Annotated in this window: 13 protein-coding genes and 1 pseudogene; 4 read left to right on the top strand and 10 right to left on the bottom strand. The window is 75.2% G+C overall.

Going from position 1 to position 13,188, the window contains the following annotated elements; all coding sequences use genetic code 11:
• Positions 1-2 precede the first annotated feature (2 nt).
• Both AFM16_RS31320 and AFM16_RS31315 read right to left on the bottom strand, forming a co-directional pair.
• Positions 3-1,805: an NAD(P)/FAD-dependent oxidoreductase gene (locus AFM16_RS31320; RefSeq protein WP_245177845.1), complete on the bottom strand. Its 1,803-nt coding sequence runs from the start codon at positions 1,803-1,805 to the stop codon at positions 3-5.
• Positions 1,806-2,000: 195 nt separating this feature from the next.
• Positions 2,001-2,501: a phage holin family protein gene (locus AFM16_RS31315; RefSeq protein WP_078635789.1), complete on the bottom strand. Its 501-nt coding sequence runs from the start codon at positions 2,499-2,501 to the stop codon at positions 2,001-2,003.
• 99 nt (positions 2,502-2,600) lie between these two features.
• Between AFM16_RS31315 and AFM16_RS31310 the strand changes: the two genes are divergently transcribed.
• Positions 2,601-2,951: a VOC family protein gene (locus tag AFM16_RS31310; RefSeq protein ID WP_078635787.1), complete on the top strand. Its 351-nt coding sequence runs from the start codon at positions 2,601-2,603 to the stop codon at positions 2,949-2,951.
• 19 nt (positions 2,952-2,970) lie between these two features.
• On the opposite strand, the gene AFM16_RS31305 is transcribed toward AFM16_RS31310, so the two are convergent.
• From AFM16_RS31305 to AFM16_RS31280, 6 genes are all read right to left on the bottom strand, one after another.
• Positions 2,971-3,522, bottom strand: coding sequence for a GNAT family N-acetyltransferase (locus AFM16_RS31305; RefSeq protein WP_030789174.1), 552 nt, complete (start codon positions 3,520-3,522; stop codon positions 2,971-2,973).
• Between the two features lie 22 nt (positions 3,523-3,544).
• Positions 3,545-3,784, bottom strand: coding sequence for a hypothetical protein (locus tag AFM16_RS31300; RefSeq protein ID WP_030789171.1), 240 nt, complete (start codon positions 3,782-3,784; stop codon positions 3,545-3,547).
• Between the two features lie 64 nt (positions 3,785-3,848).
• Positions 3,849-4,772 (bottom strand): S66 peptidase family protein, encoded by a 924-nt coding sequence (locus AFM16_RS31295; protein ID WP_030789168.1) that lies wholly within the window; start codon positions 4,770-4,772, stop codon positions 3,849-3,851.
• Positions 4,769-6,724 carry a prolyl oligopeptidase family serine peptidase gene (locus tag AFM16_RS31290; RefSeq protein ID WP_078635785.1) on the bottom strand — a complete coding sequence of 652 codons (1,956 nt, stop codon included), beginning with the start codon at positions 6,722-6,724 and terminating at the stop codon, positions 4,769-4,771. Before AFM16_RS31290 ends, AFM16_RS31295 begins: the two co-directional genes overlap by 4 nt.
• Positions 6,725-6,739: 15 nt before the next feature.
• On the bottom strand, positions 6,740-8,053 hold the full coding sequence (locus AFM16_RS31285) for a M20/M25/M40 family metallo-hydrolase (protein ID WP_078635782.1): 1,314 nt from the start codon (positions 8,051-8,053) through the stop codon (positions 6,740-6,742).
• Positions 8,054-8,061: 8 nt separating this feature from the next.
• The gene (locus AFM16_RS31280) at positions 8,062-8,895 is read right to left on the bottom strand and encodes a M55 family metallopeptidase (protein WP_030789160.1); all 834 of its coding nucleotides are present in this window, start codon (positions 8,893-8,895) and stop codon (positions 8,062-8,064) included.
• Positions 8,896-9,076: 181 nt separating this feature from the next.
• On the opposite strand from AFM16_RS31280, the gene AFM16_RS31275 reads away from it, so the two are divergent.
• Together AFM16_RS31275 and AFM16_RS31270 are read left to right on the top strand one after the other, a co-directional pair.
• Positions 9,077-10,486 carry an MBL fold metallo-hydrolase gene (locus tag AFM16_RS31275; RefSeq protein WP_078635780.1) on the top strand — a complete coding sequence of 470 codons (1,410 nt, stop codon included), beginning with the start codon at positions 9,077-9,079 and terminating at the stop codon, positions 10,484-10,486.
• Positions 10,483-11,226, top strand: coding sequence for a sulfite exporter TauE/SafE family protein (locus AFM16_RS31270; RefSeq protein WP_078635778.1), 744 nt, complete (start codon positions 10,483-10,485; stop codon positions 11,224-11,226). Before AFM16_RS31275 ends, AFM16_RS31270 begins: the two co-directional genes overlap by 4 nt.
• A gap of 60 nt (positions 11,227-11,286) precedes the next feature.
• Here the strand turns inward: AFM16_RS31270 and AFM16_RS31265 are convergent, their stop codons facing one another.
• On the bottom strand, positions 11,287-11,565 hold the full coding sequence (locus tag AFM16_RS31265) for a metal-sensitive transcriptional regulator (protein WP_030789151.1): 279 nt from the start codon (positions 11,563-11,565) through the stop codon (positions 11,287-11,289).
• A gap of 82 nt (positions 11,566-11,647) precedes the next feature.
• Between AFM16_RS31265 and AFM16_RS31260 the strand changes: the two genes are divergently transcribed.
• Positions 11,648-12,235: a rhodanese-like domain-containing protein gene (locus tag AFM16_RS31260; protein ID WP_245177844.1), complete on the top strand. Its 588-nt coding sequence runs from the start codon at positions 11,648-11,650 to the stop codon at positions 12,233-12,235.
• Positions 12,236-12,272: 37 nt separating this feature from the next.
• On the opposite strand, the pseudogene AFM16_RS31255 reads toward AFM16_RS31260, so the two are convergent.
• Positions 12,273-13,127, bottom strand: a pseudogene (locus AFM16_RS31255) (PAS domain-containing protein); the annotation flags it as partial.
• Between the last annotated feature and the right edge of the window lie 61 nt (positions 13,128-13,188).

Raw genomic sequence — 13,188 nt, 5'->3', positions numbered from 1 at the left:
GGTCAGTGATCTCCCTCGTTCTTCACGGGTTCGGGCGTCGGAGCGGTGATCGTCCGGGAGGTGTCCTCGCCGCCTCCGCCACCGGTCGCGGCCGCCCCGTCCGGCCGTTGCTCCCGCCGACGCCGCTTCCCCTCCTCCTTCACGGGCTCGGGCGTCGGGGAGGTGATGGTCCGGGACGTGTCCTCGCCTCCACCGCCACCCCTCGCGGGCGCGGCGTCGCGGCCCTCGTCCGCCGCCCGGCGGCCCCGGCCGCCGTCGCCCGCCCCCGCCTTCACGGGCTCGGGCGTCGGGGACGTGATGGTCCGGGAGGTGTCCGCACCCCCGCCACCACCGGTCGCGGCCGTCCCGCCCGGCCCTTGCTCCCGCCTGTGCCGCTCTCCCTCCTCCTTCACCGGGTCCGGTGTCGGGGAGGTGATCGTGCGGGAGGTGTCCTCGCCGCCTCCGCCGCCCCGGGCGGGCTGTCCGTCGGGGGCAGGGGGGTTCGCCGGATGCGGGGACGGGCCGGCCGGGACGCGGGCCAGTTCGGGGGAGGCCGTGTCGAGCGGCACCGACCAGGACCGGACCAGGCCCAACTGGACGGCCTGGCGCGGGAGTACGGCGTCCAGGAGCCAGTCGGAGACGACCCGGACCCGGTTGCCGGGGAGGGCGGCGAGGTGGTAGCCGCGGGTCACCAGGTGGGCGGGCAGCCCGGACAGCGGGACGCCCAGCGGATCGGCGGCGGCCTTCACACCGCCCAGGTCCACCACGAACCCGAGGTCCTTGTGCCGGTACGGCCGTGCCCTGCCGTCGCCGAGGGTCGCGGCGATGTTCCGCGCGGCCGTCCTGCCCTGCCGCCAGGCGTGCTGGGCGGTCATCGGCGTGTACTGTCCCGGATTCTCCAGATCGGGAACGGCGGCGGCGTCACCGAGGGCGAACACCTCGGGCCTGCCCGGCACTTGGAGGGTGGGCTCGACCAGGATCCGGCCGCGTTCCAGCGGCAGCCCGGTCGACTCGGCGAGCGGGTCGGGCCGTACGCCGACGCACCACACGAGACTGCGGGTGCCGACGAACTCGCCGTCGGTCAGCAGCACTCCGTCGCGGGTGGCCTCCTTCACGGAGGTCTCCGTGCGCACCTCCACGCCCCGCTCGCGCAGCACCCGGTCGGCGGTGCGCGAGAGGCGCTCGCCCAGCTCGGGCAGGACCCGGGGTGCGAGGTCGAGGAGCAGCCAGCGGGGCCGCATGCCACGGCGGAGCGGGTGGGCGCGGACCAGGGCGTCGGTGAACAGCGTGCCGTGCGCGGCGACTTCGGTGCCGGTGTAGCCGGCGCCGACCACCACGAACGTGCAGCGCGCCCGGCACTCCTCCGTGCTGTCGGCGGAGGCCGCCAGTTCCACCTGGCGGGTGATGTGGTCGCGCAGATAGAGCGCCTCGGGCAGACCGCGGAAACCGTGGGCGTGCTCGGCGACCCCGGGGACGGGCAGCAGCTTGTTGACGCTGCCGGCGGCCAGCACGAGCCGGTCGTAGTGCAGGGCACCCTCGCCGCCCTCGGGGTCGGTGTAGTGCACGGTGCGCGCGTCCAGGTCGATCCGGCCGGCCTCGCCGAGCACCAGCCGTACCCCGCGCAGGGTGCCCGGCAGGGACACGGTCACCCGGCGTGGCTCCAGGATGCCCGCGGCGACCTGGGGCAGCAGGGGCAGGTACAGGAAGTAGTCGGTCGGGTTGAGCAGGGTGATGTCGGCGCGCCCACGGGCCTCCCGGGCCAGGGTGCGGGCGGTGCGGTATCCGGCGAACCCCGCTCCGACGATCACGATGCGGGCTCGACTCACGGTGCGCCTCCGATCGATCTGGCTGGTGGCTGGCTGGCTGGCTGGCTGGTCCACGCCCCCCCGGGCGCGGGGCTCCGGCGTGTGCGCGAGGACGGCACGGGCCGCCCCGAGGCTCCCCGCGTCCCCCTGCCGGCCCCGGCCAAACGTCCCCCGCGCCCGCGGACCGGCCCGCGGTCACCCGCCGCGCGTCATGCCTCACGCACGGTGGTGCGGGCCTTCGGGGTCGATGTCGTCCCGGCCGGGGGCCTGGCCGGGCGCGGGTACGCGCGGGGCTTCGGGCGGGAGCGGCGGGTAGGGCGTGCCGAGCCCTCCGGGCGGGCCGGCGGGCGGGGTGCCGCCGTGCACGCGGGCGGGCGCGGCGGGCCGTTCCCCGGCGGCCCCGTGTCCGGGCCGGGCGGCGCCGCGCAGGGCGTAGGCGACCGCGCCGAGGACCACGGCGGTGATCAGTGCGGCGGTCCAGCCGGGAAGGGGGATGTCCAGGGCCAGCCCCACCGCGAGGGCGACCGCCGCACCCGCGTAGAGGGCGACTGCGCCGGACGCCGCGTACAGCGTGGCCTTGCGCCGCCGGCGGCGGGTCTGCTCGCGCAGTTCGTCGCGGATCGTCTCGCGTGCCACCTGGGCCAGTTCGTCGACGAGTTGCCTGTCGAGGTGCTCCAGGTGATCGGGGTGGGGGCCGAGGGGTTCCTTGCGTTCCATGGCGCGCCGGGTACCCGGGGCCCGGTCGGGATAACGCCCGGGAAGGGGATCGCGTGAAGGGATCACCGCGGCGGCGCCGGTCCAACTAGGCTCCCCCGTATGGACATTCTGGGAGCCACACTGCGTGTCTGTGTCGACGACCTGGACGCCTCGGTCGCCTTCTACGAGCGGCTCGCGGGCACCGGGGCGCTGCGTTTCGAGCGTGGCGGGGTGGCGGTCGCCGCGGTCGGCTGTTTCCTTCTGATGAGCGGTCCCGAGGCCGAGTTGGAGGTGCTGCGCAAGGTCAGTGCGACGATCGCGGTCACGGACGTCGACGAGGTGCACCGCACGCTCACCGAGCTGGGCGCGGACGTCCTCGCGGGCCCGGTGGCGACCCCGGCCGGCCGCAATCTGATCGCCCGTCACCCCGACGGCACGGTCTACGAGTACGCGGACCGCCGGTCGTCGTGACCGCTCAAGGGGCGCGCGGTCAGCCGGACTTCCACTGCTCGGACGTGATCGCCCAGCGTTCGTGGTCGCGCCAGTCCCCGTCGATGTAGATCATCCGCGGGGAGAACCCTTCGAGGCGGAAGCCGCAGGAGCGGGCGAGGGCGATGGACGCGGCGTTGCCGGGCTGGACGTTGATCTCCAGCCGGTGCAGCCGCAGCGGCCCGAAGGCATGGTCCACGACGAGCCCGAGCGCCTCGCGCATCAGCCCCCGCCCGGCCGCGTGCGCGAACGCGCCGTAGCCGAGGGCACCGCACTGGAAGCCGCCGTGCACGATGTTGTTGATGTTGACGAACCCGGCGAGGGACCCGTCCGCCCGGTCGCACACCAGGAACCCGGCCTTCGTCGGATCCTCGATCAGCCGCCCCGCGTACGCGGCGTACGCCTCGCGGGTGGCCGGCGGGAACAGCCAGGGCCGGTGCAGCTCCTCGCTCTCCCGGGCCCGGGCGGTGAACTCCGCCCCGTCCGCGTAGGTGAAGTGACGTATACCCACGCGGGGGCCCTCGGCGAGGTAGGGGGATGCGGTGTGCGGCATCCGGTCACCTTAAGGCCGACGGTCAGCGGCGGCGTCGCATGAAGTACGCCCCGCACAGTGCGCCGACCAGTGCAGTGGCGAGGAGGGCCGCCCACAGGGGCATGACGACCTCGGGGATCAGGAGTCTGATGGTGGTTTTGCCGGTGTTCTGGAAGATGAAGATCAGGGTGAGGACGGCGAGCACCAGCACCGTGATCCGGGCGGGCGTCACCTCCATGCGCCGGCCGCCGCGCTCGGAGGTCTTCGAGGACTTCGGACTCATACCTCCAGGGTGGGCCCGCGGCGGCCCTCACGCACGGTGAGGGCTCTCCGGGGGGGTGAAAGGGTCAGCGCAGGGCGGGCTCGTCGAGGGTCAGGGTGCCCGCCGCCGCGTCCAGCTCGGCGCTCACGCCGAGGGGCACGGTCAGCGCCCCCTCGCAGTGTCCGAAGCCCAGCTCCTCGACGACCGGGACGCCCAGGGCGCCGAGCCGGTCGGCGAACACCGGCCGCAGGCTGTCGTAGGGCCCGCAGTCCTTCCATGAGCCGAGGGCGATCCCGGCGACACCGTCCAGCCAGCCGGTGCGCAGCAGTTGGGTGAGGGCCCGGTCGACGGAGTACGGCGGCTCCGCGATGTCCTCGATCAGGAGCAGTCCGCCGCGCGCGCCGGGACGCGCGTGCGGGGTGCCGTAGCCGCTGGAGAGCAGGGTCAGACAGCCGCCGAGGGTGACGCCGCGGGCCCGGCCGGGGGCGAGGGCGGTGCCGCCGGAGGTGAGCGTGCGGACCGTCTCGGGGGCGAAAAGGGTGGCCCTGAGGTGGTCCTGGGCGCGGGCGCTCTTGACGAAGTCGACGCCGGCGGCGACGGGCCCGTACAGGGTGACCAGGCCGAGGCGGACGGCGAACGCCTCGTGCAGGGTGGTGCTGTCGCTGAAGCCGACGAACACCTTGGGCCCGGCCGCGCGCATCGCGTCCCAGTCGAGCAGGTCGACGACGCGCTGGGCGCCGTAGCCGCCGCGGGCGCAGATCACCGCGTCGACGGCCGGATCGCACCAGGCGGCCTGGAGGTCGGCGGCCCGGTCGGCGTCGGTGCCCGCGAGGTAGCCGAGGGCGGGGTCACGGTCGAGGACATGGGGTGCGGCCACCGGGTCGAGGTCCCAGCCGCGCAGCAGGTCCAGGCCGGCCTGGAGGCGTTCCTCCACGATCGGCCCGCTGGGGGCGACGACGGCGACCCGGGCGCCGGGGGCGAGCCGGGGCGGCCGGACGAGGTTCTTCACGGGGACAGCTCCAGGGTGGGGACGCCGGGCGGGCGCAGCCCGAACACCTGGGCGTACAGGGAGAGTTCGGCCTCCAGGGCGCGGACGACCGTGGCCGCCTGCCGGAAGCCGTGGCCCTCCCCCTCGAAGGTGAGGTAGGCGTGCGGCACGCCCCGGCCGGCCAGCCGGGCGAGGAAGCGTTCGGCCTGGACGGGCGGGCAGATCACGTCGTCCAGGCCCTGGAGCAGCAGGAACGGGGCGGTGATCCGGTCGGCGTGGGTGACGGGCGAGCGCTCGGCGTAGCGGGCGGGCACCTCGGCGAGCGGTCCGACGAGGCCGTCCAGGTAGCGGGACTCCAGGTCGTGGGTCTCGCCGCCGGCCCAGCCGGCCAGGTCGAGCACGGGGTAGCTGATGGTGCCGCACGCGTACACGTCGGTGCCGGTCAGGGAGGCGGCGGCGGTCCAGCCGCCCGCGCTGCCGCCCCGGATCGCCAGCCGGTCGCGGTCGGCGGTGCCCTCGTCGGCGAGTGCCAGGGCGACGGCCGCGCAGTCCTCGACGTCGACCACGCCCCACTGCTCGCGCAGCCGCTCGCGGTACGCGCGTCCGTACCCGGTGGAGCCGCCGTAGTTGACCTCGGCGACGCCGATGCCCCGGGAGGTGAAGTAGGCGATCTCCAGGTCCAGGACGAGCGGCGCCCGGTCGGTGGGCCCGCCGTGCGCCCACACGACGTACGGCGGCAGTTCGTGTCCCGGCGCGGCGCAGCCGGGGTTGTGCGGCGGGTAGACGTGGGCGTGGATCTCGCGGCCCTCGGGGCCGGTGAAGGCGCGGATCTGGGGTTCCGGGTAGTACGCCGGGTCCACCGCGTCGTCGTGCGCGGCGCCGATCACCCGGGCGCGGCCGGTGCGGGTGTCCAGCTCCACCACCTCGTAGGCGCTGCGCGGGGAGGCGGCCACGGTGACGGCCCGTTCGCCCCGTACGGCGAGGGCGGGGGCGAACTCGGTCCAGGGTCCGGCCGCGTCGACGAGTTCGCCGGTCTCGGGGTCGAGGACGCCGAGGGCGGTGGCGCCGCGCCCGTGGACGACGGCCACCAGACCGTCGGCGAGCGGCGCGAACCAGCGCAGTCCGAGCTTCCACAGCGCGCCGCCGAACTCCTCCTCGCGCGGGCAGACCGGCTCGTGGTCGCGGTAGAGGTTCCACCAGCCGCCGCGGTCGCTGGTGTAGAGCAGGGAGCCGTCGGCCGCCCAGTCGGCCTGGGCGACGGACTCCTCGGGTCCGCCGGCCACCGCGGCGGCGCCGGTGAGCGTGCCGTCGTCGCCGACGTCGGCGACGATCACCTCGGTGCCGTCCCACGGCATCCGCGGATGGTCCCAGGCCAGCCAGACGGCGCGGCGGCCGTCCGGTGAGATGCGGGCTCCGGTGACGAACCGCCGCCGGTCGTCGGTGAGTTCCCGCACGGCCGCGCGATCTGAGGCGGCGGAGCCGTCCAGCGGTACGGCGGCCAGGACGCGGCGGACGTCGGTGGGGGCGTCACCGGTGAACTCCTCCAGGACGCACCACACTTCGCCGCGCTCCGGCAGCACCTGCGGTTCGGCCCAGCGCAGTCCGCCGCCCACAGCCGAGACGGGGGTGAGCGGACGCGGCTCGTGGCCGGGTTCGAGGGCGTACAGCCGCTGGTCGGCGAAGTCCACGAACACCACGAGGGGTTCGCCGTCCGGGCGGGCCGTGCCCGCCCAGGGCAGGCCGCCGTACTCGACGACCCGGCTGCGGACGTTCCAGGGGGCGGGCAGGACGGACTCCTCCGTGCCGTCCGGGTGCCGGCGCACCAGGGTGCGGCGGCCGCCCTCGGCGGGGCGGGGCGCGGTCCACCAGATCTCGTCGCCGACGAAACCGACGTACTCGGGCCGCCCGTCGTGCGCGGCGGCGAGCGCGGCGTCGATCGGCGAGGGCCAGGACCCGTACGGCAGGATGTGCACGTTCTCCCCGCTCCCCTAGGCCGTGCGCAGGAAGCGGTCGAGGACGTCCACGCCGAAGCGCAGTGCCTCCACGGGGACGCGTTCGTCGACGCCGTGGAACATCGCCTGGTAGTCGAAGCCCACCGGCAGCCGCAGCGGCGCGAAGCCGTAGCCGGTGATGCCGAGCCGGGAGAACTGCTTGGCGTCCGTGCCGCCGGACATGCAGTACGGCACCACGTGCCCCTCGGGCGCGAACTCCTGGACGGCGGCCCGCATCTGTGCGTAGAGCGGGGTGTCCAGCGGTGCCTGGAGGGCGACTTCGCGGTGGTGGAACTCCCAGTCGACGTCGGGGCCGGTGAGGTCGTCGAGGGTGGTGCGGAACTCGTCCTCGCCGCCCGGGAGGAAGCGTCCGTCGACGAAGGCCGATGCCTCGCCCGGGATCACGTTGACCTTGTAACCGGCGCTCAGCATGGTCGGGTTGGCGCTGTTGCGGACGGTCGCCTCGACGAGGGAGGCGGCCGGGCCGAGCTTGTCGAGCAGCGCGTCGACGCCCGCCGCGTCGCTCAGATCGGCGTCGATGCCGTACAGGGCGGCGAGTTCGGTGAGCGCGGCGCGCACGGTCGGGGTGAGGCGGAGCGGCCAGCGGTGCTCGCCGATCCGGGTGACGGCGGCGGCCAGCCGGGTCACCGCGTTGTCGCGGTTGACCTTGGAGCCGTGTCCGGCGCGGCCGCGCGCGGTGAGCTTGAGCCAGCCGGTGCCGCGCTCCCCCGCGGCGATCGGGTAGATCTCGCGTCCGGCGCCGTCGTGGAAGGTGAACGCCCCGGACTCGCCGATCGCCTCCGTACAGCCCTCGAAGAGCGCGGCGTGCCGGTCGGCGAGGAAGCCGGAGCCGTCCTCGGCGCTGGCCTCCTCGTCGGCGGTGAAGGCCACCACGAGGTCGCGGCGGGGCCGTACGCCCTCGCGGGCCCAGGAGCGCAGCACCGCGAGGATCATCGCGTCCATGTTCTTCATGTCGACCGCGCCGCGCCCCCAGACGACGCCGTCGCGCACCTCCCCGGAGAAGGGGTGCACGCTCCAGTCGGCGGCCTCGGCGGGGACGACGTCCAGATGGCCGTGGACGAGCAGCGCGTCGGCGGACGGGTCGGTGCCCTCGATCCGGGCGACGACGTTGGCGCGTCCCGGGGTGCGTTCGAGGAGGACCGGTTCCACCCCGGTGTCGGCGAGCAGCGCGGCCGCGTACTCGGCGGCGGGCCGCTCCCGGCAGTCCCCGCCGCCCCGGTTGGTGGTGTCGATGCGAATGAGGTCGGAAGTGAAACGGACGACCTCGTCCCTCGCCTGTGCGTCAGCCATGGTGCTCCTCAGCCATACTGCTCCTCGATCGCCGCGGAGGCGATCGTGGTCACCGCCTTGAAGGTGCGGATGCCTTCGTACATCGTGCCGCTGGTGTACGCGATGCGGCGCTCGCCCGCCAGGCCCACCCCGGGGACGACGGTCGCGGCGCGGGCGAGGTGCTCGGCGTCGAACTCCACCTCGACGGTGAAGGGCCCGTCGCTCTCGGGCTCGCGGCGGACCGCGAGCGCGGCGGCCTCCTTGGCGGCGGCCCGGATGTCGGCGGCGGTGCGCGCGGGGGTCCGGCACACGGCCGCGTACCGCGAGACATGGTCCTTGACGGCGACCTTGAGCGCGCCGGGCGCGTAGCCGAGGGCGTCCTCGCAGGCCACGTCGTCCCCGGTGACGAGGACGACCGGGACGCCGTACTCGGCGACGACGTGCGCGTTGAGCAGGCCCTCGCTGGCCCGTACGCCGTTCAGCCAGACGCCGGTGATGGAGTTGGCGAGGTAGGTGTGGGCGAGGACGCCCTCCATGCCGGCGCCCGCGTGGTAGCCGACGAAGGCGATGCCGTCGACGTCGCCGTGCTGCACGCCCTCGACCATGGAGAGGTCCTTGTGTTTGCCGGTGAGCATCTGGGCGCGTTCGTCGAGCCGCTCCAGGAGCAGGTTGCGCATGGTCCAGTGGGCCTCGTTGATCAGCACCTCGTCGGCGCCGCCGTCGTAGAAGCCGCGGACGGCCGCGTCGACGTCCGAGGTGAACATCGCCCGGCAGCGCTCCCACTGGGGGGTGCCGGGCAGGACGTCGGCGGGCCAGGTGACGCCGGTGGCGCCTTCCATGTCGGCGCTGATGAGGATCTTCATGCGCGGGCTCCGTCCTGATCCGTCCAGCAGGCCCCGAGCTTAGCGGGCCGGGGCCGGGCGGCCCGTACGGCACCGCCCACCGCTCCGAAAATACCCCCTGGGGTATCTCTGCTACCGTGGAGTACGGGTTCGGATACCCCCGGGGGTAATTTCTCAGCGCATCGCAGTGAGGGAGAGTGCCGTGTTCTTTGCCGACGTCCTGGAGACCGAGGGGCTGGGCAACCGCAGCCATCTGGCGGGCGGGGCGCGGGCGGCCGTCGTCGTGGACCCGCCGCGCGACATCGACCGGGTGATCGCCGCGGCGGCCCGGCGCGGGGTGCGGATCGTCGCCGTCGCCGAGACCCATGTGCACAACGACTACGTGTCCGGCGGCCTGGAGCTGGCCCGGCTGACCGGGGCCCGCTATCTGGTGCCGGCCGGTGCCGAGGTGGCGTACGCGCGCGTGCCGGTCGCGGACGGGGACGTCGAGCAGGTGGACGAGGACCTGGTGCTGCGGGCCGTGGCCACCCCGGGGCACACCCCGCACCACACCGCGTACGTGCTGGAGGACTCCGGCAGGGCGGTGGCCGCCTTCACCGGGGGCTCGCTGCTGATCGGCGGCGTGGGCCGCCCCGACCTGGTCGAACCCCGGCTGACCGAGTCGCTGGCCCGCGCCCAGCACGCCTCCGCGCACCGGCTCGCGGCCGGTCTGGACGACGAGGTCGCCGTTCTGCCCACGCACGGCTTCGGCAGCTTCTGCTCGTCCGCCCCGGCCGGGCACACGCACAGCACGATCGGCGCCGAGAAGGCGTCCAACCCCGTGCTCGCGCAGGACGTGGACACGTTCGTGAAGGAGCTGTTGGCCGGTCTGGACGACGTCCCCGCGTACTACGCGCACATGGGCCCGGCCAACGCCCAAGGCCCCGCGCCCCTCGATCTGACCCCGCCCCGGCGGGCCGACGCGGCCGAGATCGCGCGCCGGCTGGCGGCCGGCGAGTGGGTGGTGGACCTGCGCAGCCGGACGGCGTTCGCCGAGGGGCATGTGTCCGGGTCGTTCAACTTCGAGGTCGACGGGCAGCTCGCGACCTATCTGGCCTGGCTGGTCCCGTGGGGCCGGCCGGTGACCCTGCTCGCCGCGACCGCCGAGGACGTCGCCCGCGCCCAGCGCGAGCTGGCCCGGGTCGGCATCGACCGCCCGGCCGCGGCGGCCGTCGGCGCCCCCGCCGACTGGCTCGCCGACGGGGTGGAGCCCGCCGCCTTCCCGCGGTCGACGTTCGCCGGTCTGGCGGCCGCCCGGGCGCGCCGGGAGGACGTGGTCGTCCTGGACGTCCGGCGGGACGCCGAGCGGGCGGGCGGCTGGATCGACGGCAGCACGCACATCCCGGTCCACCAGCTCCCCCGGCGGCTCGCCGAGGTGCCGCCGGGCACGGTGTGGGTGCACTGCGCGGGCGGGATGCGCGCGGCCGTCGCCGCGTCCGTGCTGGACGCGGCGGGACGGTCGGTGGTCGCCGTGGACGACGGCTTCGCCGCGGCCGCCGAGGCCGGGCTCCCCCTCGCCGCGGCCCCCGCTGAAGCCGGCGCCGAAGCCGCCGCCGAAGCCCCGGACGCATGAGCGCGCTGGTTCTGGCGCTGCTGGCCGGCGGTCTGGTCGGGCTGGCGCTGGGCGCGCTCGGGGCGGGCGGCAGCATCCTGACCGTGCCCGCGCTGATCTATTTGCTGGGCTTCGATCCGGCGGCGGCCACCACCGGCGCCCTGGTCATCGTGATCGTCACCTCGGTCACCGCGCTGGCCGCCCACGCCCGGACGGGGTCGGTGCGCTGGCGGGCCGGGCTGCTGTTCGCGGCGGCCGGACTGCTCCCCGCCGCCGTGGCGGGCGCCCTGTCGGCCCGGATTCCGGCGGGTGTGCTGACGGCGCTGTTCGCGGCGCTCGCCGCCCTGGCCGCCGTCCGGATGCTGCGCGGCGGGGCGCCGGGCGGCACCGGCCGGGTCTCCGGGGTACGTGCGCTGGGCGCCGGGGCCGGGCTGGGCGCGGTCACCGGGTTCCTCGGGGTCGGCGGCGGGTTCCTCGCCGTACCGGCGCTGGTGGGGGTGCTGGCCGTGCCGATGGACGCGGCGGTGGGCACCAGCCTGCTGGTGATCGTCGCCAACGCGCTGGTCGCCCTGGGCGCCCGGGCGTACACGGCCGTGGACCTGGACTGGGCGCTGATCCTGCCGTTCCTGGCGGCCGCCGTCCTGGGGGCGTGGGACGGCGGACGGCTCGCGGCGAAGGTGCCGGCCGCGACCCTGCGGCGGACCTTCGGCGCGGTGCTGCTGACGGTCGCGGCGGGGATGGCGGTGACGGCCGTGTGGTGAACGGACGCCCGGTGAGAAGCCGTTCCGCGAAACTGAAAAGCCGTTCCGCCAACCGCGGCGTCAGGCCAGCGACAGGAACAGCTTCTCCAGCCGGGCCCGCATCTGCGCGGAGTCCCGCACCTCAGGGTCCTCGCTGGTCATGCACTGTTCCAGTCCGGTCGCGATGATCGAGAAGCCGGCCCGGTCCAGCGCCCGCGAGACCGCGGCGAGCTGGGTGACCACGTCCTCGCAGTCCCGGCCCTCCTCGATCATCCGGATCACACCCGCGAGCTGGCCCTGGGCCCGCCGCAGCCGGTTGAGCGCCGACTTCAGCTCCTCGGCCGACATGTCGAGTTGCACGATTCCTCCTCCAGTGCCCCACATATACCCCCATGGGTATCCTACCCGCGGGGGACAACGTTTCGACGAAAGGATCTGTTCCGTGACCCCTCCCCCGACCGTCCCGGCCCGGCTGACCGCCGCCGAGGCGAGCGCCCGGTACGCCGAGTTCACCGTCGTCGACGTCCGCACCCCCGGCGAGTACGTCGGCGGCCGGCTGCCCGGCGCCCTCAACGTCCCGCTGGACCGGCTCGGCGAGGCCGCGTCCGCCCTCGCGGCGGCCGCCGCGCGCGGGCCGCTGCTGATCGTCTGCGCGTCCGGGGCCCGGTCCGCCCGGGGCTGCGAGCAACTCGTGGCGCTGGGCGTGGAGGCGGCGACGCTGGAAGGCGGCACCGGTGGCTGGGCGGCGGCCGGGCTGCCCGTGGAGCGCCCGTCGGGAGCGGTGGCCCGGTGGCCGATGGACCGTCAGGTCCGGCTGGCCGCCGGTGCCCTGGTGCTCGTGGGCTTCCTCGCGGGGCTGGTCTGGCCGCCCGCGCACTGGCTGTCCGGGCTGGTCGGCGCGGGCCTGTTCTTCTCGGGGGCGACCGGCACCTGCGGTATGGCCGTGCTGCTGGCGCGGCTGCCGTACAACCGGCCGCCGAAGGACGCGCGTCCCTTCGAGGAGACGCTGGCGCGGCTGGCCTCGGCCTGATCTCTCAGCAGCCGGCCGGCCACGGACCGGGACCGGCGACGAACGCCAGGCGGGCACGCAGCGCGGGGTGTTCGAGGTCCGTCAGGTCGCCGTCGGAGCGATCGGAGCCGTCGGGGTCGTCGGAGGTGTCGGAGTCGTCCGGTGGTGGCCGGCCCTCGGTGACGGTCCGGACGGTCCGCTCCCGTCGGCCGCCGCGTTCGGCGCGCCGGGCCACGCCCCAGTCGGGGGTGACGGCCACCCGCTCGTTCTGGCTGAACTCCATGACGGGGTAGCCGAGTTCGAGGATCTGCGCGGCGATGCGGGCACCGGCGCCGGCGCTCATGCCGGGCAGCATCTCGGGGAGCCTGCGGGCGAAGTCCTCGGCGTCGGGGACGTCGGTGTGCAGGGCGAAGCCGGGCGCGATGTGCTCGACGGCCGCGCCGCCGACGACGTCCGCCCGGTGCAGCGCGCCCGCGTCGGCGGCGAGCACGAGCAGCCGCTCCGGGCCGGGTCCGACCAGCGGGTAGGCCCACCAGAGCACATCGACGCGGTCGCGTTCGGGCACGGTCAGCCGGGCCCGTCCGGCGGCGGGGTGGCCGAGCCCGCGGTCGAGGGAGGGCTCCAGGCCGGGCCCGAGTCCGTCGTAGGCGTCGTACGCGCCGTACGGCGGGTCGTCGTCGGGGTCGGGGAGGGCGCCGGAGACGGGCAGCAGGTCGAGCGCGGGCCGGCCGATCGCCTCGGCCTCGGGGACGCCGAAGAGCCGGCGCGCGCCGGTGCTCCAGTGCGAGACGAGGCCCTCGCGGTCGACGACGACCGCCGCCAGCGGGACGCGCCCGGCGCTGCCGGTGCCGTCGCCCGTGGCGTCGTCCGCCGTGCCGCGGGGAGGTGCGTCTCTCTCGGTGCCACGGTCCACGGCCCAGGCCCTCTCTCCCCAGAGCTACGCAAGATCTGTTCCGTAACCACCACCGTACGGC

This window comes from Streptomyces antibioticus, assembly GCF_002019855.1.
In the GTDB taxonomy this organism is placed as follows: Bacteria; Actinomycetota; Actinomycetes; order Streptomycetales; family Streptomycetaceae; genus Streptomyces; species Streptomyces antibioticus_B.
This window is presented reverse-complemented; position numbering and strand designations above follow the sequence as displayed.

Coding starts and splice junctions, on each gene's coding strand:
- AFM16_RS31315 (WP_078635789.1), bottom strand. CDS start 2,501: ATGGAACGCAAGGAACCCCTCGGCCCCCACCCCGATCACCTGGAGCAC.
- AFM16_RS31310 (WP_078635787.1), top strand. CDS start 2,601: ATGGACATTCTGGGAGCCACACTGCGTGTCTGTGTCGACGACCTGGAC.
- AFM16_RS31305 (WP_030789174.1), bottom strand. CDS start 3,522: ATGCCGCACACCGCATCCCCCTACCTCGCCGAGGGCCCCCGCGTGGGT.
- AFM16_RS31300 (WP_030789171.1), bottom strand. CDS start 3,784: ATGAGTCCGAAGTCCTCGAAGACCTCCGAGCGCGGCGGCCGGCGCATG.
- AFM16_RS31285 (WP_078635782.1), bottom strand. CDS start 8,053: ATGGCTGACGCACAGGCGAGGGACGAGGTCGTCCGTTTCACTTCCGAC.
- AFM16_RS31280 (WP_030789160.1), bottom strand. CDS start 8,895: ATGAAGATCCTCATCAGCGCCGACATGGAAGGCGCCACCGGCGTCACC.
- AFM16_RS31270 (WP_078635778.1), top strand. CDS start 10,483: ATGAGCGCGCTGGTTCTGGCGCTGCTGGCCGGCGGTCTGGTCGGGCTG.